This window comes from Cellulomonas sp. plas2 (assembly GCF_057221735.1).
In genome coordinates, this window is the sequence record NZ_CM170155.1 from 3,808,714 (window position 1) to 3,831,381 (window position 22,668).

General features: G+C 75.2%; 18 protein-coding genes. 9 read left to right on the forward strand and 9 right to left on the reverse strand.

Annotated elements, in window-relative coordinates; genetic code table 11:
* The first annotated feature begins 8 nt into the window (after positions 1 to 8).
* The 8 genes from AC2TDM_RS16830 to AC2TDM_RS16865 all read left to right on the forward strand — a co-directional run bounded on the left by AC2TDM_RS16830 (position 9) and on the right by AC2TDM_RS16865 (position 11,788).
* Positions 9 to 665, forward strand: a complete 657-nt coding sequence (locus tag AC2TDM_RS16830) for an NUDIX hydrolase (protein ID WP_484635393.1) — start codon at positions 9 to 11, stop codon at positions 663 to 665.
* Complete coding sequence (locus tag AC2TDM_RS16835) at positions 662 to 3,184, forward strand: DUF6049 family protein (RefSeq protein WP_484635394.1); 2,523 nt, start codon at positions 662 to 664, stop codon at positions 3,182 to 3,184. The genes AC2TDM_RS16830 and AC2TDM_RS16835 overlap by 4 nt, the downstream gene beginning before the upstream one ends.
* Positions 3,181 to 4,875, forward strand: coding sequence for a murein biosynthesis integral membrane protein MurJ (gene murJ, locus AC2TDM_RS16840; RefSeq protein ID WP_484635395.1), 1,695 nt, complete (start codon positions 3,181 to 3,183; stop codon positions 4,873 to 4,875). Before AC2TDM_RS16835 ends, murJ begins: the two co-directional genes overlap by 4 nt.
* Positions 4,876 to 4,945: 70 nt before the next feature.
* Complete coding sequence (locus AC2TDM_RS16845; RefSeq protein WP_484635396.1) at positions 4,946 to 7,666, forward strand: hypothetical protein; 2,721 nt, start codon at positions 4,946 to 4,948, stop codon at positions 7,664 to 7,666.
* A gap of 293 nt (positions 7,667 to 7,959) precedes the next feature.
* Positions 7,960 to 8,958: a thioredoxin-disulfide reductase gene (gene trxB / locus AC2TDM_RS16850; RefSeq protein WP_090032779.1), complete on the forward strand. Its 999-nt coding sequence runs from the start codon at positions 7,960 to 7,962 to the stop codon at positions 8,956 to 8,958.
* Positions 8,955 to 9,308, forward strand: coding sequence for a thioredoxin (gene trxA, locus AC2TDM_RS16855; RefSeq protein ID WP_484635397.1), 354 nt, complete (start codon positions 8,955 to 8,957; stop codon positions 9,306 to 9,308). Before trxB ends, trxA begins: the two co-directional genes overlap by 4 nt.
* Before the next feature lie 24 nt (positions 9,309 to 9,332).
* Complete coding sequence (locus AC2TDM_RS16860; RefSeq protein WP_484635398.1) at positions 9,333 to 10,676, forward strand: aminotransferase-like domain-containing protein; 1,344 nt, start codon at positions 9,333 to 9,335, stop codon at positions 10,674 to 10,676.
* A 134-nt stretch (positions 10,677 to 10,810) separates the two neighbouring features.
* Positions 10,811 to 11,788: a D-alanine--D-alanine ligase family protein gene (locus AC2TDM_RS16865; protein ID WP_484635399.1), complete on the forward strand. Its 978-nt coding sequence runs from the start codon at positions 10,811 to 10,813 to the stop codon at positions 11,786 to 11,788.
* A gap of 3 nt (positions 11,789 to 11,791) precedes the next feature.
* Here AC2TDM_RS16865 and AC2TDM_RS16870 read toward each other — a convergent pair whose 3' ends face one another.
* The 3 genes from AC2TDM_RS16870 to AC2TDM_RS16880 form a co-directional block, all read right to left on the reverse strand.
* The gene (locus tag AC2TDM_RS16870) at positions 11,792 to 13,123 is read right to left on the reverse strand and encodes a ParB/RepB/Spo0J family partition protein (protein WP_484635400.1); all 1,332 of its coding nucleotides are present in this window, start codon (positions 13,121 to 13,123) and stop codon (positions 11,792 to 11,794) included.
* Positions 13,120 to 14,052 carry a ParA family protein gene (locus tag AC2TDM_RS16875; RefSeq protein ID WP_090032781.1) on the reverse strand — a complete coding sequence of 311 codons (933 nt, stop codon included), beginning with the start codon at positions 14,050 to 14,052 and terminating at the stop codon, positions 13,120 to 13,122. Before AC2TDM_RS16875 ends, AC2TDM_RS16870 begins: the two co-directional genes overlap by 4 nt.
* Before the next feature lie 3,296 nt (positions 14,053 to 17,348).
* Entirely contained in the window at positions 17,349 to 17,657 is a 309-nt protein-coding gene (locus tag AC2TDM_RS16880) for a helix-turn-helix domain-containing protein (RefSeq protein WP_090034316.1), read from the reverse strand.
* A gap of 54 nt (positions 17,658 to 17,711) precedes the next feature.
* On the opposite strand from AC2TDM_RS16880, the gene map reads away from it, so the two are divergent.
* Positions 17,712 to 18,488 (forward strand): type I methionyl aminopeptidase, encoded by a 777-nt coding sequence (gene map / locus AC2TDM_RS16885; protein WP_484635401.1) that lies wholly within the window; start codon positions 17,712 to 17,714, stop codon positions 18,486 to 18,488.
* Between the two features lie 69 nt (positions 18,489 to 18,557).
* Here the strand turns inward: map and rsmG are convergent, their stop codons facing one another.
* The 6 genes from rsmG to rpmH form a co-directional block, all read right to left on the reverse strand.
* Positions 18,558 to 19,283 (reverse strand): 16S rRNA (guanine(527)-N(7))-methyltransferase RsmG, encoded by a 726-nt coding sequence (rsmG, locus tag AC2TDM_RS16890; RefSeq protein WP_484635402.1) that lies wholly within the window; start codon positions 19,281 to 19,283, stop codon positions 18,558 to 18,560.
* A 17-nt stretch (positions 19,284 to 19,300) separates the two neighbouring features.
* A complete protein-coding gene (locus AC2TDM_RS16895; RefSeq protein WP_090034263.1) occupies positions 19,301 to 19,813 on the reverse strand; it encodes a Jag family protein in 513 nt (170 codons plus the stop codon).
* Positions 19,814 to 19,934: 121 nt separating this feature from the next.
* On the reverse strand, positions 19,935 to 21,200 hold the full coding sequence (gene yidC / locus AC2TDM_RS16900) for a membrane protein insertase YidC (RefSeq protein WP_090034262.1): 1,266 nt from the start codon (positions 21,198 to 21,200) through the stop codon (positions 19,935 to 19,937).
* 24 nt (positions 21,201 to 21,224) lie between these two features.
* Positions 21,225 to 21,632 (reverse strand): membrane protein insertion efficiency factor YidD, encoded by a 408-nt coding sequence (gene yidD, locus AC2TDM_RS16905; protein WP_484635403.1) that lies wholly within the window; start codon positions 21,630 to 21,632, stop codon positions 21,225 to 21,227.
* Positions 21,629 to 22,024, reverse strand: a complete 396-nt coding sequence (gene rnpA / locus AC2TDM_RS16910; protein WP_484635404.1) for a ribonuclease P protein component — start codon at positions 22,022 to 22,024, stop codon at positions 21,629 to 21,631. The genes yidD and rnpA overlap by 4 nt, the downstream gene beginning before the upstream one ends.
* A gap of 9 nt (positions 22,025 to 22,033) precedes the next feature.
* On the reverse strand, positions 22,034 to 22,171 hold the full coding sequence (gene rpmH, locus AC2TDM_RS16915; RefSeq protein ID WP_088287484.1) for a 50S ribosomal protein L34: 138 nt from the start codon (positions 22,169 to 22,171) through the stop codon (positions 22,034 to 22,036).
* Positions 22,172 to 22,668: the final 497 nt, after the last annotated feature.

The following is a 22,668-nucleotide window of genomic DNA, read 5'->3' on the forward strand; positions in this document are numbered from 1 at the left end:
GTGGCCGCATGCCCAGCGCCGCCCTGCCCCCGGTGCCCCGGGGTGTGCCCGGCGGCCGCTCGGGCGGCCCGCCCGGGGCTGCGGGCGGTGGCCTGCCCGGGCCGCCGGGCGTGCGCGGCGGCGCCCCTCCGGCTCCGGCGGGACGTCTTCCCGTCCCCGCCCCGCCGGGCGGGCACGCCCTGCGGATCGACCCCAGCGTCCCGCCCCGCCGGACGACCCCGCTGCCCGTGGTCGACGAGACGTCGGCCGGCGGCCTGGTCGTCACGCGCGAGGGCGGTGTGCACCTTGCAGCCGTCATCGCGCGGCGCAACCGTGCCGGACGCCTCGAGTGGTGCCTGCCCAAGGGGCACCTCGAGGGCGACGAGACGCCCGAGCAGGCCGCGGTCCGCGAGATCGCCGAGGAGACGGGGATCGACGGTCGGATCCTGCGGCGGCTGGGCGTCATCGACTACTGGTTCAGCGGCGACGACCGCCGCGTGCACAAGGTCGTGCACCACTTCCTGCTCGGTGCGGTCGGGGGCGAGCTCACGGTCGAGGGCGACCCGGACGGCGAGGCCGAGGACGTCGCGTGGATCGCGGTGGCCTCGCTGCACGAGCGGCTGGCCTACCCCAACGAGCGACGGCTGGCGCAGGCGGCGCTCGCGCTGCTCGACCGCACCCCGTGACGGCGACCGGCGCGCGGGTCGCACCGGCACGCGTGCCTCCCGGCGGGACCGACGGGCGTCGGCGCCGGCGGGTCCGGACGGGTCTGCTCACCGCCCTGGTGCTCGCCCTGCTCGGCGCGCTCGTCGTGCCCGCCGCCGGCCCGGCCGCGGCCGCGGGCGAGGGTGCGCTGCCCGTGACGGTCGCCGTCACGTCCGTCGAGCCGGCGGTCCTGCGCCCCGACGTCGACCTCGTCGTCACGGCCTCCGTCCGCAACGACGGGGACGAGGAGGTATCGGCGCCGCAGGTGTCCCTGCTGCTCAGCCGCTTCCGGCTGGGGGCGCGCAGCGAGGTGGCGGCGTGGGCCGACGCCGGCCCGGGCGAGGCAGCCGGCAGCCGCGTCGTCACCGTGCCGCTGGCGGGGCCGCTCCCGCCCGGCGGGTCCGCGGACGTCACGCTCACCCTGCCCGCCGAGGACGTGCGCCTGCTCGACCTGCCCGACGTGTGGGGCCCTCGCGGGCTGGCGGTCGAGGTGACCGGGGGCCGCAGCCGGCTGGGGCTGGCCCGCACCTACGTGCTCTGGCAGCCGGACGGGGAGGTGGCCCGCGCGCGCGTCGCCGTCGTCGTCCCCGTGGTCGGGCCGGCCGCGGTCGCCGACGGGGCGGCCGGCACGGGGGGCGACCCGGCGTCCGGGTCGGAGGACGAGGCACAGCCCGACAGCGCGCCCGATGCCATGTCCAGCACGCAGCCCGACGCAGGTCCTGGAGCCGACCCCGACGCAGGGCTCGGCACGGAGACCGGCACGGAGACCGGCAACCAGACCGGCACGGAGACCGGCACGGAGACCGGCGACGACCCCGGAGCAGGAACCGAGGCCGGACCAGACGCCGACGGGGTGGCGGCTGCGGCGACGGACGACCTGGAGGCGCTCACCGCGCCCGAGGGACGGCTCGGGCGGTTGCTCGCCGCCACCGCCGGCCAGGACGCGGTGACATGGGCGGTGGACCCCGCCCTCGTGGCCGGCGCCGCCGCCGGCGGTCCGCTGGCACGGGTGTGGGCGACGACGGCGCTCGACGGGCCGGCCGCCGACCGCTGGGCGCTGCCCTGGGGCGACCCCGATGCCGCGGCGCTCGCGCACGCGGCCCGCGGCGGGCTGCTCGGCGTCGCCATGGCCCTGGGCGCGGAGGCCGCGGCGACGACCGGTGCCGGCGGGGCGGGCGACGTGGTCTGGACGGCCGGCGCGGCCGACGACGCCACGGTCGCGGCCGCCGCCGCGGCGGGTGCGGACGTGCTCGTGGTCGACGACCCCGGCGCCGCGACCGCCGGCGGCCTGGCGACCGCGACGACCGCGCAGGGCGACCTCGTCGTCGCCACGCCGGACCCGCTGCTGACGGCGCTGCTCGTCGAGGGCCGCGCGCCGGACGGCGCGGCCGAGGTCGCGGGGAGCACGGGCACTGGCCCGACCCCGACCCCGACCCCGAGCACGAGCACGAGCACGAGCACGAGCACGATCGTGGGCACGGACGACGAGGACGCGGCGGCGGACGCGCCCGCGACGACCGCCACCGCCCGCCAGCGCCTGCTTGCCGAGACCGCCGTGGCCGCGCGGACGGCGGCCGGGGACCGGCTGCTGATCGCCCCCGGTCGGGACTGGGAGCCCCAGGAGGAGCGCACGGCGGTCCTCCTGGCGGCCCTGGCGGACGCCCCGTGGGTGACGACGACGGACCTCGCCGGGCTCGTGGCCGGCGGGGACGACAGCCCTGCCGCCGACCTGCCAGGCCGCGTCGTCGACGAGGACGAGACCGACCCCGACGACGTCCGCGCCCTCGCCGACGCGCGGGCGGCCGCCCGCTCGTTCGCCGCCGTCGCGAGCGATCCCGACGCGCTCCTCGCGGGCGTCGACGCGACCACGCTGCTCCCGCTCTCGGTCGCGTGGCGCGCCGACCCCGCCGGTCGCGACGCCGCGGTCGCCGCCGCGCTGGAGGCCCTGCGGGGGCGGGCCGCGGGGCTGTCCGTCGCGCCCGTCAGCACGGTGAACGTCGTGTCCGCGCAGTCCGAGCTGCGGCTGTCGGTGCGCAGCGCGCTGCCGGCCGACGCCACCGTGCGGCTGCGCGTCGACCCCGACCGGGCCTGCCTCGCCGCCGACCGGTCGCCCACCGTGACCGTGCCCGCCGGCGCGGAGGTCGCCGTGCCGGTGCACCTCGTCGCCACGGCCAACTGCGACGTCACCGTGCGCGTCTCGCTGACGACCGCCGACGGCATCCCTGTCGGCGAGCCGGTGGCCTTCGAGGCCCGGGTCTCGCCGACCATCGAGAGCGTCGGCGTGGTGGTGGTCGGCGCGCTGCTGGCCGTGTTCCTCGTCGTCGGGATCGTCCGCACCGTGCGGCGCGGGCAGAGCTCGACGCGTGGCGCCGGCTCCGGCGCGGAACCGGGGTCGCTCGGCGTCCTCGGCGGCCGCGGCACGGACACCGGCGCGCACCCCGTCGTCCCGGACCCCTCGACGACCGACGACGTGCCCGCCGACCGGGGCGACCGGCCGTGAGCGGCGCGACCACCGCCACGGGCGCCGGTGGCGGCGGCGTCCGCCGGGGCGCGGCCCTCATGGCGTCGGGCACCGCGGTGTCCCGCGTGCTGGGCCTCCTGCGCGGCATGGTGCTCGTCGCCGCCATCGGAGCCACGGGCCAGGCCGCCGACGCCTTCGCCGTCGCCAACAAGCTGCCCAACGTCCTCTACATGGTGCTGGCCGGCGGGCTGCTCAACGCCGTGCTCGTGCCCCAGGTGGTGCGCGCGTACCGGCGCGGCGCCGGCCAGGAGTACGTCGACCGCCTCCTGACCCTGGGGTTCGTCGTGCTGGCGGGGCTGACGGTGCTGCTGACCCTCGCCGCGCCGCTGCTCGTCACCCTCTACGCCGACGACGCCGGTGGCCCGCGCCGGGCGCTGGCCGTGGCCTTCGCCACCTGGTGCGTGCCGCAGCTGTTCTTCTACGGCGTCTACGCCCTGCTGGGGCAGGTCCTCAACGCGCGCGGGTCCTTCGGGCCGTACATGTGGGCGCCGGTGGTCAACAACGTCGTGGCGATCGCCGGCTTCGGCGTCTTCATCGCCGTGTTCGGCGGCGCCGGGGGCGACGGCGCGGGAGCGGGCGGCGGCCTGCAGGACGCGTCGACGTGGTCCTCGTCGACGGTCGCCGTGCTGGCCGCCTCCGCGACGCTCGGCGTCGTCGCCCAGGCCGCCGTGCTCGTGCCCTCGCTGCGGCGCGCCGGCGTGCGGTACCGGCCGCGGCTGGACCTGCGGGGGTCCGGGCTGGGACGGGCCGGGACCGTGGTCGGCTGGACCTTCGCCGGCCTCGTCGTCGGGCAGCTCGCGTACGTGGTCGTCTCCCGCGTGGCGTGGGACGCGCCCGCCGCTGGGGGGACGGTCCAGGGCGTCGCGGGCAACGCCGCCTACGACTACGGCTTCCTCGTGTTCATGCTGCCGCACTCGCTCGTCACGGTGTCGCTGGCGACGGCGCTGTTCACGCGCCTCGCCGCCCAGGCGCACGACGAGGACCTGCCCGCCGTGCGCGGCACGCTGTCCCTGGGGCTGCGCGTCGTCGGGCTGTTCACGGTCCTGGCCGCCGCCGTGGTGCTGGTCCTCGCGGTGCCCGTCACGCGCCTCGTCCTCGTCACGGGGGCGGCGGCGGACGTCCCGGCCGTCGCCGGCGTGGTGACGGCCATGGTCGTCGGGCTGCCGGCCTTCGGTGCGTGGTCGATGGCCCAGCGCGTGTACTACGCGTACGAGGACGCGCGGGGCCTGCTGCCGGTGCAGGTGGCCATGGCCGTGGTGGTCGCCGGTGGCGCGCTGCTGGGCCGCGCGGTGCTCCCGCCCTCGTCGTGGGTCGCGGGCGCCGGCGTCGCCATGTCGGTGTCCTACGTGCTGGGCGCCCTCGTCGCGCTCGTGCGGCTGCGCGGGCGGCTGCGCCGCCTGGACGGACGGCGCGTGCTCCGGACGCACGTGCAGGCGGTCGTCGCCGCGCTCGTCGCCGCGGGGCTCGGGCTCGGCGTGCTGCGCGGGCTCGAGGCGCTGCTGGCGGACACCGTCGGCGCGCGCCTGCTCGAGTGCGTCGTCGTCGGCACGGTGATGGGGCTGGTCTACCTCGGCGGGCTGCGGCTCATGCACGTCGCGGAGCTGGAGGTGCTGCTGGGTCCGGCGGCCCGGGTGCTGCGCCGCCTGCTCGCGCGGGGCCGACGACGCTGACGGCCCGTAGCATGCCCGTACCCCGCCGGCACCGCTCCGCCGGCACCCGCACCACCGGACGGAGGGCGTCGTGACCGAGGCCGTGGGCCCCCTGCGCGTGGAGCCGGGGACGCTGCTGGCCGGCCGCTACGCGCTCGACCGACCCGTGGGCAGCGACGTGGCGGGGACGCGCGCCTGGGCCTCCACCGACCGGATCCTCGACCGTCCGGTGCGGGTGCTGCTCCTGGCGGACGGGCCGGTCGCGCGTGCGCTCGACGCCGCCCGGCGCGCGGCCCTCGTCCCCGACCCGCGGCTGGCCCGCGTGCTCGACGTCGGTCAGGCCGCGGACGTCGGCGGGTACGTCGTCGGCGAGCGCGTGGACGGCCCGACCCTCGCCGACCTGACCGCGCGGGGGCCGCTGACGGGTCCGCAGGCGCGCGCCCTCGTCGGGGAGGCCGCGGGCGCGCTGGAGGCCGCACGCCACCGCGGCGTGCACCACCTCGCGCTGCGCCCCTCGGTGCTGCACGTGACGACGACCGGCCGGGTGCTGCTCACCGGCCTGGCCCTCGACGGGGTGCTCCTCGACCAGCCCGACGGCGACGCCCGTGCGACCGCCCGCGCCGACGCGGTCGGCCTCGTCCGCCTGCTCTACACCGCCCTGACCGGCCGCTGGCCCGGCGACGAGGCGTCGGCGGGAGGGCTGCCGCCGGCCCCGCTGGTGGAGGGCCGGCCCGTGCCGCCCGCCGACCTCGTCCCCGACGTCCCGAACGACCTGGACACCCTGTGCGCGGTCACCCTGGGACCGCACGACGACGGCCCGTGGACGCCCGCCGAGCTCGTGCGCGACCTGGAGCCGTGGGGAGAGATCCGTGCCACGGCGCTCGGCCCCACGGGCGGCCCCGCCCTGGTCGGCCCCGCCACGGGCAGCGTCCCCGTCGTCGCGCCGCCCCCGCCCGGGGCGCCCCAGTGGTCGTCGGTGCGGAGCTGGTCGGACGTGCTCGCGCCGGCGGACGAGGCGGCCGCCGGCTCGCCGGTGCTGGCGTGGGCCCCCGTGGCGGCCCCCGGCACGACCCCGGCCGCGGACTCCGCCGACGACGCACCCGACGACGCACCCGACGAGGACGTGACGGACGAGGACGTGACGGACGACGAGGCGCACGGCGACGCGATCGACCACGCGGTGGACGACGCGATGGACGACGCGATGGACGACACGGTGGACGACACGGTGCGCGAGGACGTGACGGACGACGGCGTGGCCGACGACGACGAGCCCGGGGGCGACGAGCGCGGGGGCGACGAGCTGCGGGACCACGGGGGCCCGACCGACGTGGGCCCGACCGACGGGGGCCCGACCGACGGAGCCGCCGACGAGCAGCCTTCTGACGACGAGCCCGTCGACGGGCGACCCTTCGGTGCCGGGACCCCCGAGCCCGGAGACGACGGCACGCCCGACGCGTCCCCGGCCGGTCCCGTCTCCGCTCCCGTCCGCCGGACCTCGGTCCGCGAGGTCGTCCAGGCGCGCCCGTCGCTGCGCCCCGGCACCCCGCCACCCGCGTTCCCACCCGCACGACTGCGGCACCGGGGGCACCGGCCCAGCGGCGGCGGCTCGACCGCCGCCGGCGCAGCCGCCCTCGGGGCCGGTGCCGCCGCGGTCGCAGCCGCCGCCGCGCGCCGCCCGGACGGGCCGGACGGGACGACCGCGGACCCGAGGTCGGAGGCGGTCGAGCAGGCCGCGGTCCCGCACGCCTCGGTCCTGCCGGACCCCTACGGCCCGGCCGCCTCGGCCCCGACGCCGCCCACGGGCACCCCCATGGCAGCCGGGACCTCCGGGGAGCAGCCGACCGTCGGTACCCGTCCCGGCCACGACGAGCCGCCCGCCACGACCGGCTCGGTCGCCCTCGGGGACGGCGTCCTCGACGTCGGCCCGGGTGCGGTCGGAGACCCGGTGACCGTCTCCACCCCGAGGCGCATCCCGCTGATCGCCCGCACGGGCGTCCCGTCGAGCGGGACGACCACCACGCCGCCCGCGGCGACGAGCGAGCCCCCGGTCACGGGCGCGGGCACGGGCACCGACCCCGTCGCCGCAGCCGCGGCCGCACCCTCCGCCCCGGACCCCGTCGACGAGGAGTGGGACGTCATCGGCGTCATCGCCGACGACGACGAGCCCCGCCGACGCGGTCTCGACGGCGGGGTCGTCGCCCTCCTGCTCGTCCTCGTCCTCGTCGTCGCCGGGGTGGCCGTGGCCACCCGGTCGCTGCTCGCGCCCGTGACCGCCGACCCCGCGCCGACGACGAGCGACCCCGCCGCGGCCGCGGAGCCCACGGCACCGGAGGGGGAGCCGGCGGCTCCCGCGCCCGAGGCACCACCCCCGCCCGCCCCGCCCGCGATCGCCGGCCTCACCTCCATCGACCCGACCGACCCCGCCGGCGAGCACCCGGAGGCGGTGGCCGCCGCCCTCGACGGCGACCCGGCGACGGCCTGGTACACCTACACGTACCGCACCTCCGCCCTCGGCGGCCTCAAGGCCGGGGTCGGCCTCGCCGTCACGCTCGCCCAGCCGGCCACGGTCACCACGGTGACCCTGCGCGTCAACGGCCCGGGCGGCACCTCCGTGGAGCTGCGGTCGACGGACGCCGCCAACCCGACCGCCGGGGACGTCCTCGCGTCCGGGACGGTCGGGCCCGAGACGGTGCTGACGCTCGCGACCCCGACGGAGACGGCGTCGCTCGTCCTGTGGTTCCCGGCGGTCCCGCCCGCACCGGACGGCGACCGCTTCCGCCTCGAGGTCGCCGAGCTCGCGGTCTCCTGACCGCCGGCGCCGTCCCACCCGGTCCTCGCGCCGCACCTGTGGCGACCGGTCCCCGAGGGGACGTGGGCGTCCCGGGCCGCGGAACAACCGCCGACTACGATCCGTTGAGCGCCTCAGCACGCCACCCCCGATCACCGGAGCACCCCGTGACCTCGTTCCCCGCCAACCTCGCCGCGACGTCCGCCCTCGACGGCCTCCTGGCCGGCACGCAGGCCGGCACGCAGGACGGCACGTCGGACAGCACGCAGGACACCTCCACGGACGCGACCACCGCCGCCACCCCCGAGGACGACGTGCGCGACCTCGTCATCGTCGGGTCCGGCCCCGCGGGGTACACCGCGGCGATCTACGCCGCGCGCGCCGGCCTGCGCCCGGTCGTCGTCGCCGGCTCCATCAGCGCGGGCGGCTGGCTCATGCAGACCACCGAGGTCGAGAACTTCCCGGGCTTCCCCGAGGGCGTGCAGGGCCCGGACCTCATGGAGAACATGCGCGCCCAGGCCGAGCGCTTCGGCGCCGAGATCATCTGGGACGACGCGACGGAGCTCGAGCTGACGGGCGACGTCAAGCGCATCGTGACCGGCGGCGGCGAGGAGTACCGCGCGCGCGCCGTCATCCTCAGCACGGGCTCGGCCTACCGCCGGCTCGGGCTCGAGGAGGAGGACCGCTTCTCCGGGCGGGGCGTCTCGTGGTGCGCCACCTGCGACGGGTTCTTCTTCCGTGATCAGGACGTCGTGGTCGTCGGTGGCGGCGACTCCGCCGTCGAGGAGGCCACCTTCCTCACGCGGTTCGCCCGCAGCGTCCTCATGGTGCACCGCCGCGACGCGCTGCGGGCGTCGAAGATCATGCAGGACCGCGCGTTCGCGGACCCGAAGATCTCGTTCGCCTGGAACAGCGAGGTCGTCGCCGTGCAGGGCGAGGACAAGGTGAGCGGCGTGACGCTGCGCGACGTCGCGACGGGCGAGACCCGCCAGGTCGACGCCACGGGCCTGTTCGTCGCCATCGGCCACCTGCCGCGCACCGACCTGCTCGTCGGCCAGGTGGATCTCGACGAGGAGGGCTACATCGCCGTCGAGGGCCGCACCACGAGGACCAACCTCCGGGGTGTCTTCGCCGCGGGTGACGTCGTGGACCACACCTACCGCCAGGCGATCACCGCGGCCGGCTCGGGCTGCGCCGCCGCGCTCGACGCCCAGCACTTCCTGGCCTCGCTCGCCGACGCGGCGCCCGGCGTCCCGGACCCGATGGTCACCACCTCGGTGCCGGTGCTCGTCGGGGAGGGCGCGGGGGCGTGACCGGCCCGGCGTCCCCCGTCGAGCCGGTCACGGACGCGACGTTCGAGGCCGCCGTGCTCGACGCGGACCTGCCCGTCGTCGTCGACTTCTGGGCGGCCTGGTGCAGCCCGTGCCGTGCGGTGGCGCCGGTGCTCGCCGAGCTGGCGCGCCAGTACGACGGCCGGGTACGGGTGGTGTCGGTGGACACCGACACCAACCCGCGCGTCGTCGCCGACTACGGCATCGTCTCCATCCCGACGCTGCACGTCTTCCGCGACGGCGAGCTCGTCGACACCGTCGTCGGCGCGCGGCCGAAGGCGGACCTGGCGCGGCACTTCGAGGCGGCGGCGGGCGGCTCGGCCGCGTCCTGAGCAGCGCGTGCGACACTGGCGCGCATGACCTCCTCGCCCGTGCCCACGCGTCAGACGTCGGGCCAGCCCCCCACGTCCGCCGCCGCCGGCACGCGCCTGGACCCCTGGTTCGGCTCCTACGCCGAGCGCACCCACGGCATGCGCGCCTCGGAGATCCGTGCGCTGTTCGCCGTCGCGAACCGGCCCGAGGTCGTCTCGCTCGCCGGCGGGATGCCGTTCCTGCAGGGGCTGCCCCTGGACACGCTGGCCGAGCTCGCGCAGCAGGTCGTCGCCACGCGCGGCCTGACGGCGCTGCAGTACGGCTCGGGCCAGGGCGACGAGACGCTGCGGGAGCAGGTCCTCGAGGTCATGCGCCTCGAGGGGATCGAGGCGCACCCCGACGACGTCGTCGTCACCACCGGGTCGCAGCAGGCCCTCGACCTCGTCACGCGCGTCTTCATCGACCCGGGCGACATCGTCGTCGCCGAGGCGCCGTCCTACGTCGGCGCGCTGGGTGTCTTCCGCGCGTACCAGGCGGAGGTCGTGCACGTGCCGCTCGACGAGGACGGCCTCGTCCCCGAGCTGCTCGAGGAGACCCTGACCCGCCTCGAGGCCGCGGGCCGCCGGGTCAAGTTCCTCTACCTCGTGCCGAACTTCCACAACCCCGCGGGCGTCTCCATCTCCCTCGAGCGCCGCCCGCGCATCCTCGAGATCGCCCGCCGGCACCACGTCCTCGTCCTCGAGGACAATCCCTACGGCTTGTTGTCCTTCGACAGCGACGTGCTCCCCGCGCTGCGCTCCTGGGACGACGAGGGCGTCATCTACCTCGGGTCGTTCTCGAAGACGTTCGCCCCCGGGTACCGGGTCGGCTGGGCCGTCGCGCCGCACGCCGTCCGCGAGAAGCTGGTCCTGGCCAGCGAGTCGGCCATCCTCTGCCCCTCCAACGCCTCGCAGCTGGCCATCAGCACGTACCTGGCCAACCACGACTGGAAGGGCCAGATCAAGGTCTACCGGGAGCAGTACCGGGAGCGGCGGGACGCCACGATCTCCGCCCTCGCCGAGTACCTGCCCGACGCGAGCTGGACCGTCCCCACCGGCGGCTTCTACACGTGGGTGAAGCTGCCCGAGGGCCTGGACGCGCGCGACATGCTCCCGCGGGCCGTCACGGCGCGGGTGGCCTACGTGCCGGGCACGGCGTTCTACTTCGACGGCCAGGGCGCGGACCACATGCGGCTGTCGTACTGCTTCCCGACGCCGGAGCGCATCCGGGAGGGCGTACGCCGCCTGGCAGGCGTCGTGTCGGGGGAGGCCGAGCTCGTCGAGCTGTTCGGCACCTCCCGCGGCACCGCCGACGACGAGGTGCAGGCGCCCGCGCCCGACGTGTCCTGACCCGGCGGCGCGGTCCCGCGTCCGCCGACGATGACGTCGTCCCGGTCGCGCCCCCGGCCCCCGCGGCACTGCAGCCGCCCATCCGCCCCCAGCCCCTGGTCCGCCCGGACCACCGACCGACCGGAGCCCGCACCGTGCCCCTCGCCCCGTCCCCGCGCGTCGCCGTCCTCGCCGGCGGGCTGTCCCACGAGCGCGACGTGTCCCTGCGGTCGGGCCGCCGCGTCGCGGAGGCGCTGCGCAGCGCCGGCGTCGAGGTCTCCGTGCACGACGTCGACCAGCGCCTGCTGCCGACGCTGGCGTCCATCGGGCCGGACCTCGTCTGGCCGCTGCTGCACGGCGCCGGCGGCGAGGACGGGTCGATCCGGGACGTGCTGGCCCTCGCCGGTCACCGCGTGCTGGGCACGGGACCGCGCGCGAGCCGGGTCGCCTGGTCCAAGCCCATCGCCAAGACGGCCGTGTCGCGCGCCGGCCTCGCGACCCCCGAGTTCGTGACGCTCCCGCAGTCGCTGTTCCGGGAGCTCGGGGCCGGGCAGGTGCTCGACGCCATCGCCGGCCGCCTGGGCCTGCCCGTGGTGGTCAAGCCCTCGCAAGGTGGGTCGGCGCTCGGCGTCACCCTCGTCGACGACGCCACCGGCCTCCCGCACGCGATGGTGGACTGCTTCTCCTACGCCGGCACCGCCCTGGTCGAGCGGGCGGTGCAGGGCACGGAGATCGCGGTCAGCGTGGTGGACACGGGCGACGGGCCCGTCGCGCTGCCGGCCGTCGAGATCGTCACCGAGGGCCCCTACGACTACGACGCCCGGTACAACCCCGGTCGCACCGAGTACTTCACGCCCGCCCGGCTCGACGAGGACCTGGCCGCCCGCGTGGGCGCCGCGGCGGTCCTGGCTCACCGCGAGCTCGGTCTGCGGCGCCTGTCCCGGACGGACCTCGTCGTCGACGAGGACGGGACCGTCTGGTTCCTCGAGGTCAACGTCGCTCCCGGCATGACCGAGACCTCGCTGCTCCCGCAGGCGGCGGAGGCAGCCGGGCACCAGCTCCCGGACTTGTACGCGGCCCTCGTCCGAGCGGAGCTGGCGGACGGCGTGCCCGCCGACCACGGGGACGCCTGACCGTCAGACGGCGGCGAGCCCCGGGTCGTCGGGAGCCAGGCTCGCGAGGATGCGGTTGAGGTCGTCCACGGAGGCGAACTCCACGGTGAGCTTGCCGCGCGACCGGCCGAGGCTGACCTTGACGCGCGTGTCGAACCGGTCGGACAGGCGTCCGGCCAGGTCGTCGAGCGCAGGCGTCACCAGCTCCCCCCGCGGACGCAGCTGACGCAGCGGCGCGCGGTCCTCGTCGCCGCCCAGAGCCACGATCTCCTCCACCGCGCGCACCGACAGGCCTTCGGCGACGATCCGCTGCGCCAACCGCTCGATGGCCGCGCCGTCCGCGAGCCCGAGGAGCGCCCGGGCGTGACCGGCCGAGAGCACGCCGGCCGCGACGCGCCGCTGCACGGTGGCGGGCAGGCGCAGCAGGCGCAGCGTGTTGGAGATCTGCGGTCGCGAGCGCTGGATGCGGGCGGCGAGCTCGTCGTGCGTGCACCCGAAGTCTTGGAGGAGCTGCTGGTACGCAGCCGCCTCCTCGAGCGGGTTGAGGTCGGAGCGGTGGAGGTTCTCCAGCAGCGCGTCACGCAGGAGGTCCGCGTCCTCGGTGTCCCGGATGATGGCCGGCACGGACTCCAGGCCCGCCTCCTGCGACGCGCGCCAGCGTCGCTCGCCCATGATGAGCTCGTAGCCGTCGCCCGCCTGCCGCACGACCACCGGCTGCAGCACGCCGACCTCGCGGATCGAGCCGACGAGCTCGGCCAGCGCGTCCTCGTCGAAGACGGCACGCGGCTGCTTCGGGTTGGGCCGGATCGCCGTCACCGGGAGCTCGGCGAAGCGCGCCCCGGGGACCTGCACGAGGCCGTCCGGCGTGGTGACCGTCGCGTCCGGCTGCACGTCCGACGACGCCTCCGCGCCGGCGTCGTCCGGGGGCACGTCCTCCTGGGCGCCTTTCTGGACGACGACGTCCACGGCGGAGCCCGTCACGGTGGCCTGGTCCACAGGCTCGGCGGCCGCACCCGGTTCCTCCGCCGCCGCGCGAGCATCCTCGGCGGCGGGCGTGGGGGCAGCGCCGCCTGCACGGCGCGCGGGCCGCTCCCGCGCCGCGGTGCTGCCCGCGTACGCCGGGACGGGGGCACGGCGTCGTCGGGCTGGCGCCTTCGTCGTGGTGGCCACGGCCGTCGTCGGGGGCTCGTCGGCCGACGGGACGTCCTCCGGCGTCGTCCGCGTCGTCCTCGCGGGACGCGCCTCGGGGAAGAACACGTCGACCGGCCGCTCCGGTGCACGCACCTCGGCCGCCTCCGCGCTCTGGGGGATCAGGGCCCCGAGGCCTCGACCCAGACCGCGCCGCTTGTCGTTCACCGTTCCTCCTGCCGGCGGGCGGACCCACCCTGGTCACCGTCGTGCTCGTCGTGCTGCTGCGTGCGGTCGCCGCGTCCGCGCTCGGCGATCTCGCGGGCCGCCTCGAGGTACGCCAGCGCGCCCGAGGAGCCGGGGTCGTACGTGATCACCGTCTGGCCGTGGCTCGGCGCCTCCGAGACGCGGACGGACCGGGGGACCGTCGTGCGGAGCGTCTGCACGGGGAAGTGCTCCCGCACCTCGTCGGCCACCTCCCGGGCGAGGTTCGTGCGTGCGTCGTACATCGTCAGGACGATCGTCGACAGGTGCAGGTCGGGGTTGAGGTGGGCGCGGATCATGTCCACGGTCTTGAGCAGCTGGCTCAGGCCCTCGAGCGCGTAGTACTCGCACTGGATCGGGATGAGGACCTCGCGCCCCACGACGAACGCGTTGACCGTCAGCAGACCCAGGCTCGGCGGGCAGTCGACCAGGACGTAGTCCAACCGCGGGAGGCCCTGCTCGTCCCGCCAGCCCAGGTAGGCGTCGAGCGCCCGCTTGAGCCGCGTCTCGCGCGCGACCAGTGACACCAGCTCGATCTCGGCACCCGACAGGTCGAGCGTGGCGGGCACGCACCAGAGGCCGGGCACGTGCGGCGACTCCTGCACGGCCTGGTGCATCGGGAGCCCGTCGACGAGCACCTCGTACACCGAGGCCGTCCCGGAGCGGTGGTCGACGCCGAGTGCGGTCGACGCGTTCCCCTGGGGATCGTTGTCGATGACCAGGACCTGCAGCCCTGACTGCGCCAGCGCCGCCGCCAGGTTGACCGCCGTCGTGGTCTTCCCGACCCCACCCTTCTGGTTGGCGATCGTCAGGACGCGTGTCTCCGGGGGCGCCGGGAATCGCCGCCCCCGCAGCTCGATCCGCCGGCGTGCATCCACCCGGAGCGCGGCCATCAGGGGAGTGTCCTCGTCGGCCGTCGGAAGGCTCTGCACCAGCGCTGCTCGGCGCAGCTCGTCCGACGTCTCCGTCGTCGCGCTCCCCCGGTCCACAGTCACGCGTCCACCCGTCCGTCGCCTCCTTGTCGCACGTCGCCGCGCGCCCGGTGCAGCCTAGCCGCGACCCCGCCACGCGAGCCGCACCCCTGTGGGCGCGCCGCTTGATCGACTCTGCGCGTCGCCTGATCGTCACCGGCGAGGCCGGCGAGGGCACCGCACGATATCCGCCCGCGGTCGTGCCGCCTGCGGTCCTGGTTCTGGTTCTGGCCGATCCTGGTCCTGGTGGTGCTCCTACTGTTAAGTCGGCCGTGCCGTGGGGCACCTAAGTACGTCGCGAGACCGTCCTGGCCACCAAACGGAGCATAAGTCTCCTGGCGCACGCCGCGTTTCACGTGAAACGCAACGCATTCCTCGTGCCTCGACCGTCGACTGCACAGCCGCGGACCACGTCTCCCGCGCGCGTATGGTGGAGCGCGTACGTTCCCCGGCGGACGTCGGGTCCACAGCCTCGAACGGCCGCGCGCGGATCTCGCGCACGTTCGTCCGCCACGAACACAGATGGCGAGGCGACGCGTGGCGCTGTCGAGAGCGCCATACCGCAGGCCTGGGCCCATAACGCTGCGGTTCACGTGGAACAGATCTTCAGGCAACGCACGTACGCCCGCCGACGTCCGCGGGTTCGTCGTCGGCTCGGCCGGCGCCGCCGAACGAGTGCGTTTCACGTGAAACACCATGGCGCTCCGGCGTGGGCGCGTGACAGGTCACGCTTGTTCGGTGTTTCCGGGCGTACGACGGGTCCACGCCCGCAGTACAGCCGACACGCGGCTCCGGCTACCAGCTCGCGAGCGACGTGGCTCACGCCCGCCATACAAGGCGTTGTCGAACGCGCTTGCAGCGGCTGAGCATCGTGGCGATGCGGCTGTTCCACGTCCAGCGATGGCTAGCGTGGACCACCCGTCTAGCAGCGTCGCCCGGAAGGCACCGAGATCGCGGCCGCTGTGGTCGGCCGAGGGCGCGGCGCGGGAGGGGCCGTTCACGTGGAACGTGAGGCGCACGTCGGGAACCCCATCGATACCGCTACACGGCGCGTCGGCAGCCAATGTCGCCTCAGCCGCTCGACACCGACTCCGGACGCTACTCCTCGACATGGCCTCGCGTGCTGCAGCGGTCGGAGTTGCCCGGCGATGGTCGCTCTTTCAAGTCGTCCGTCTCCTGCACGTGCTGCGCTGCTCGTACCGGACTCTCGACCTCGACTGGCACTGACGCGAGTGCGGCAGCGGGTCTTCCGTCCACGCAAACCTCGTCCGCCTCCATGTCGCGTTCCACGTGAAACATCTCCTTCCATCGCCGGCAGGGCGAGGGCGTGCTGCGGGGCCTGGTCTCTCGGCGGCCACGAACGATCGCCGACGAGCAAGCCACTCTCCCGTGCGATCGGTGCCGCTCACGCCCGGGCTCATACCTGCCGCTCCGGGAGGCCAGAAGGTAAGGGGCGCCGGGGCGGGATCGGTCGAGCCCGCAGCAGGTGGTCATCGCTTGCGGGAAGATGGAGCACGGGCCGTGCCTGCGCGGCGACAGCAGCGGGCACATGCGTGGAGGCCAGCATGGAGCGCCGGGACGGAGGACGCTCAAGCGCCCACCCGACGTCCACGACGTGCTCGGCGACGGCGTCGGGACGAACTGCTCCACGACGACGCCGGGACGACCTGTTCGGCGACGATATCGGCGCGCCCTGTTCGGCAACGGACGGAGCGCTCGGTCCCGGCGGGATGCACCTGCTGACAGGACCTCCGCGCGCATCGGTACGACGTCCGACCCGACCTGTACCGACGCGCCGCCCTCCGCGGCGACTCGTTGGTGCGTGCTTCTTCTCCGCTCTCGCGTAAGAAGATGGTGACGCCGTCGACAGCCATGTCGGTGCGTATGGCGTCGACCAGCATCCCCTCGTCCACGCTGCCGACGGGCCCCTCGACAGTGGGGAACGCGAAATCCAGCGCGTCCTCCTCGGTGACGACGTGCCGCACAAGCGGGCGGCAAGAGAGCGACGAGCTTGTAGGGCGCGCCGCGGGTCCGCTGAGCTAGGTCCCGTGGACGAGCTCTGTCCGCTCCGCGTCGTTCTCGCGCCCGCGTGCTCACCCGGCGCCCCGAGATGGACCGCGCGCCTCGCATCAAGGGGTCGCCGCAAATTTCCGCATCGGCCGTTCGGCTGGAAAAGCGTTCCACGTGAAACATCGCGGTACCGCCCGGTGGACGGTGGGGCCACGGTGCAGCCTCACTCAGGGGAGCCGACGCAGCGCAGTACTGCACCGGATGCAGGAACTTCGTGCGAGCCGTTCGACATCGACCCGCGTCCCCGTGGGCGATCGAGCATCGATCCTCGCGATCCGACCGCGTCCGACCGTGCGTGCACGGCCGCGAGGTCTCCTCGCGCAGGCCCGTTCACCACACGCGAAGGAGCGGAGCTTTGACGGACGAACGTCGGCGCGACCTTTTCGAGGCCGGCTTGCACCCGTCACCGCTGCGCGGGGTCTGCAGATGGTGGCACCGTGCGAGTCGCCCCTGCAGCCCTTCCTGGCGCAGCACTGCACGTCGTGCGCGTCCCTGCTCGTCTACCTCCACCTTTCGTCACCGGGAGGGCGCTGCCAGCGCGGTCCACTGTTGCGACTCCTGCGGGTCACGTCCTCGAGCGGTGACGGCACTGCCACGAGCTCTCCCACGCGGTCAGGGTCGCTCGTCCGGTCGTCGCACCGCACACCACGAGGCTCGGAAGACGCGGGGCACGACCTGGACGGACGATCGCACGGAGCCCTTCGCGTGCGGCCGGCCGCCCTCCGCCGTCCTCGCCATATGCGAGGGCGAGGAGCGCCGAGCGGGTGCCACGGTCCGACGTCCGCGAGCGCGATCTGCGAGCGACCTGTTCAACCGTGTCTCCGCAGCCCGTTCGGCGGGTGCGTGGTTGTGCGACCGGTCTGGTGCACGAGGACGTCATCGGTGCCGACCGCTACCGCCGACGACAAGCAACGCGATGACGGCCCTGAGGCGGAAGACCGTTCGTGGCGAACGGCAGTGCCGGTCGGCACGTTTCACGTGGAACAGGTGGCCGTCCGGGCCGTGCCGCGATCGATGGGCCTTGTTCGCGGGACGGGCCTGATTGCTACGCGGCAGTGTTTCACGTGGAACGACGGCTCCGCCTGCAACAGCCACGGTGACGACGCACTTCTGCCTCCAGCCAGCCGTGACCCTGTCTACTGGGCTCGTCAGGACGCTTCCAGCGCAGCCTGCGGCGTGGCTTGCGCAGGAGCGTGCTGGTCACGCTCAGGTTCGCGGCTCTGCATCAGCTCCCACAGGTCGTCGAGAGACAGCTCGACGACCGTGGCCACTGCCGCCACCGTGGAGAACGCCGGCGTGGCGACACGGCCCGACTCGATCTTGCGCACCGTCTCGGGCGACAGCCGCGCGGCGAGCGCCACCTCCAGGATCGACCGACTGCCTCGCGCAGCTCGGAGAGCGGCACCGAGACGGCGACCGCGCTCCACGTCGGCAGGAGTCAGGGGCAGACGGACCATGGCGATCACACTACTGCCGGGATACATTGACCGGTATATCTATCGGGAGGCGTGATGATCGAGCTGTTGAACGACGACGAGCTGCACAGGGCTCGCGCGACCGGACGTCTGGTCGCCGACATCCTGCAGGACCTTCGGGGCCGGAGCGTTCCGGGCACCAACCTGCTCCAGATCGACCGGTGGGCCCGGGAGGCGATCGAGGCAGCAGGGGCCGTGTCCTGCTACGTCGACTACGCACCCTCCTTCGGCAGGGGCCCGTTCGGGCACTACATCTGCACCTCCCTCAACGACGCCGTCCTCCACGGCCGGCCGCACGACGAGGTCCTGCACGACGGGGACCTCCTCTCCCTCGACCTCGCGGTCTCGCTGCAGGGCGTCGTCGCGGACTCGGCCATCAGCTTCGTCGTGGGGGACCGTCGGCCGCCGGGCTCCCCGGAGCTCATCGCCGCCACGGAGCAGGCGCTCACCGCAGGCATCGCCGCTGCCGGGCCGGGTGCGCACGTCGGCGACATCGCCCACGCCATCGGCACGGTCCTGCAGGGCGCCGGCTACCGCGTCAACACGCAGTTCGGCGGCCACGGCGTCGGCTCGACCATGCACCAGGACCCGCACGTCCCCAACGCCGGTCGCCCGGGCCGGGGCTACCGGCTGCGCCCGGGCCTGCTGCTCGCCATCGAGCCGTGGGTGATGGCCGACACGGACGAGCTCGTCACCGACGAGGACGGATGGACCCTCCGGAGCGCGACCGGGTCCCGCACGGCCCACAGCGAGCACACCGTCGCGATCACCGAGGACGGGGTGGAGGTCCTGACGCTGCCGACACCCGCGTGACGCGCCGCCGCGCACGCGCCGGGAACACCAGGACCGGATGCGTCGTGTCGGAGCGGGCCGATCCCTGGATCAACCGCGGCGTCGTCGGGCCTTGCGCTGCCCGGCGACTCCGCCGCGGACGGGCGGCGCCACGGCACGCTCCCGCACCACCGTGACGACCCTGGTCGACTCGACGCCCTCCACGGTCGCCACGGTGCGCACGGCCGGGACGCCCGCACCCCAGGCCCGCCCGGTCTCGCCGGACGCCTCGATCTCCTCCTCGGCCCGGGCGCCCTTGAGGGCGACGAGCTCACCGCCGACGCGCAGCAGGGGCATCGCCCACCCGTACAGCACGTCGAGCGCCGCCACGGCGCGCACGGTCACGGCGTCGGCCGAGAACGTCCCGACGACCTCTTCCGCGCGGCCCCGGTGCACCTCGACGTTGTCGAGGCCGAGGGTCCGGACGACCTCGCCGAGCCACTCGGTGCGCCGCAGCATCGGCTCGAGCAGGACCACCCGGGCACCCGGTCGCATCGCCGCAACGACGACCCCCGGCATGCCGGCACCCGACCCGAGGTCGACGATCGTGCCGACGGTCGGCAGGAACGGGACGACCGCCGCCGAGTTGAGCAGGTGCCGCTCCCACAGCCGACCGACCTCACGCGGCCCGACCAGGCCCCGCAGCACGCCCTCGCCCTGGAGCATGCGGTGGAAGCCGGAGACGGCCGGCCACGCCGGGCCGAAGAAGCCCGGCAGCCGAGGGTCGTCGGCCAGGGGGTCCGTGGCCGCCGCGGCCTCACCGTTCCCGGTGGGCACCCGATGCTCCTCCACCGTCAGGCCGGCCGGACCACCACGTGGCGGTTCGGCTCGATCCCGTCCGAGTCGCTGACGAGGCCGGAGGCGGCGACGACGTCGTGCACCACCTTGCGCTCGTACGCGTTCATCGGCTCGAGCGCGAGCGACGCCCCGGTCGAGCGGACCTTCGCGATCGCCTCCTCGGCCACCGCCGTCAGGGCCGTCCGCCGGCCCGCCCGGTAGCCGGCGACGTCCAGCATGAGGCGGCTGCGCTCACCGGTCTTGGCCTGGACGGCCAGGCGTGTGAGCTCCTGGAGCGCGTCGAGGACCTCGCCGTCGCGACCCGCCAGGGTGCGCAGGCGGCGGTCGGCCGGGTCCTCCGAGACGATCGCCACGGCGGCGCGCCCGTGCTCGACGTCGATGTCGATGTCCCCGTCGAGGTCGGCGATGTCGAGGAGCTCCTCGAGGTAGTCCGCCGCGATCTCGCCCTCCTCCTCGAGCCGGCTCGTGCCGGTGCCGGCCTCGGGGACCTCGGGCTGCGTCGTCGTCATCGTCGTGTCTCCGTTCGTCGTGCTGCCGGGTCGTCCCGGCGGAGGTCGGGTGGGGACGCCGTCCCCTGCGCGCTCCCGTGACGGGAGGCACCGCGACGGGCGGCGACGCCGCCCCGTCGCCTCAGTCCGTCTGGCTCTGACCGGGCCCGCGCCCGGACGGACCCGCGTCGCCCGCGGGGCGCGGTCGCGGCGTGCGCTGACCCTGGCCGGGCGGCCGCTTGCGCGGCTGGCCGGAGGCCGACGCGCCCGACCCCGGGCGTGCGGCCGACGACCCGCCGGACGCCTTCGTCGAACCTGCTCCGCCGCCCCCCGGCGCCCCCGCCTGACCGGCCGGACGCGGGCGCGGGGTGCCACCGGTCGCGGACCCGCCCGACGAGCCCGCCGGCCGCGGCCGGGGGGTGCCGGTGCCGGCGGCACCGCCCGGACGGGCGGCGCGGTCCTTGCGCTTGGGCTGCTCGCGCTGGCCGCGCGGCTTGTCCTCGACGACGACGCCGGCGGCCGGCGGCTCCTCGAGCGGGAGCCCCTTGGCCGCGCGCTTGCGGGCCTGCCGCTCCTTGAGCGCCCGCTCCGCCTGCGACCCCGGCGCCGGCATCTTGCGGATCGTGTAGAACTGCTGGCCCATCGACCACAGGTTCGTCGTCGTCCAGTAGACGAGCACGCCGATGGGGAAGTTGATGCCCGAGACGGCGAAGATGATGGGCATCAGGTACAGCAGCATCTTCTGCTGCTGCGCCATCGGGCCCTCGAGCGCCGTGGGCGGCATGTTCTTCATCGTGAGCTGGCGCTGCGTGAGGAACGTCGTGGCCGACATCGCGAGGATGAGCACCACCGTCACGATGCGGGTGCTGACGTTGTCGCCGGCCAGCGTGAACGTGCCCGACAGCGGGGCGCCGAAGATCGTCGCCGCCTCCGCCTGCGAGGCGAGGTCCCGGGTGAGGGCACCGATGCCGTCACGCCCGTTGACCTGCCCACCCTCGGAGAGGAGCTTGAGCGAGTTCAGCACCCGGAAGAGCGCGAAGAAGATGGGGGACTGCGCGAGGATCGGCAGGCACGAGGAGAACGGGTTCGTCCCGTGCTTGCGGTAGAGCTCCATCGTCTCGCGGGTCATGGCCTCGCGGGACGCCTGGTCCGTCTTCCCCTTGTACTTCTTCTGGATCGCCTGCAGCTCCGGCGAGAGCATCTGCAGCCCACGCGACGCCTTGATCTGCTTGAAGAACAGCGGGATCAGGATGATCCGCATGACGATCACGAGCCCGACGATGGACAGCACCCAGGAGGCGCCCCCGGTCTCGGACAGCCCCAGCGCCGTGAACAGCGTGTGGAACTGGACCATCGTCCAGGCCACGGCCAGCATGATCGGCCAGAGCAGCGCGTCGAACCAGTCCATCTCGGAGGTACTCCTCGGTCGGTGTCAGTGCCCGGCGTGCACGTGCGGGAGACCCGCGGACGAGCGGCCGGTAGGAGCAGGAGAGCGCGTGGCGCTCGACGTGGGCGACGGCGTGGAGCCCGGGACGGTGTCCCACGCATCCGACGTCCCGCGGGCCCCGGTGGTTCCCGGCACGTCGTCGACACCGCCGGCCGCCCACGGGTGGCACCGGCCGAGCCGTCGGACCGCGAGCCACCCGCCGCGCAGGAGCCCGTGCCGTTCCAGCGCCACCACGGCGTACGACGAGCACGACGGGTGGTAGCGGCAGGACGGCGGCGTCATCGGCGAGACGAGGAGCTGGTAGGCGCGCACGACGAGGACGAGCAGCCGCACGAGCACCCGGGCGGGGACCCGCACCAGACGCCGGAGCGCCCCGTCGGTCGCAGCCGTCACGACGTCACCGCCGGCGCACGTCGGCCGCGACCACCCGTCGTCCCCTCCGCGGCCCGGCGTCGCGCCGACCGCAGGCCGCCGTCCAGGTCCGACGCGAGGTCGGCGGAGGAGGCCGCCGCCGCGGGCGCCAGGGCCCGCACCACGACGCGCGCGTCCGCCGGCAGGTCGCCGAGCCGGTCGCGGACGAGGGCCCGCAACCGCCGCTTCACCCGGTTGCGCACGACCGCGTTCCCCACGGCCCTGGACACGACGAGACCGACCACCGGGCCCTGCGGCCCGAGGTCGGTCGTCGTCAGGTGGACCACCAGCGTGGTCCGGCCACCGCGCGCCCCCCGGCGCACCGTCTGCTCGAAGTCGGCAGAGCGGCGCATCCGGTGCGGGGCGGGCAGCACCGGGGTGGGTCAGGCCGAGAGCTCGTCGCGACCCTTGCGACGACGGGCCGCGAGGATGGCGCGGCCCGCGCGGGTCCGCATCCGCAGGCGGAAGCCGTGCGTCTTGGCGCGGCGCCGGTTGTTCGGTTGGAACGTGCGCTTGCTCACGAGGTACTCCACTGCTCCGAAGGTGCCGGCCGCGGCCGGAGGGCGTCGTGCCTCGCGAGACCGCTCCTCGGACGCCCGGCGCCGCGACGATCACGTCGGCGGAGCGGTGCGCGGGCGTCAGGGCACGCCAGCAGGAGCCACTTTCGAGGCTGGGCCACGTTACGCCGCCGCCGCGTGCCGGGTCAAACCACCACGGCCTACCACGCGCCCGGGTGACCTCCACGCCGACACGCCGAACCGGGTGCAAGTCGCCGGGCGGAACGGCCCCCGGCGCCCCGACGGGCCGTTACGATCATCGCTCGTCGCTGCCCGCCCCGGCGGGACGGGGCGCACCGGTCCTGCCGGTGCCGGCAACCGTACGGCACCTGCCCGGGGAGGGTCTGTCCCCCCGAGCGCTCGTGTGGTACGCGCGTTCCGCACAGGTGTGGACAACTGTGTGGACAGGCGACCGCGTGCGAGACTCCGGCACCGGACGGACCGAGACCGAGGGTAGGGCG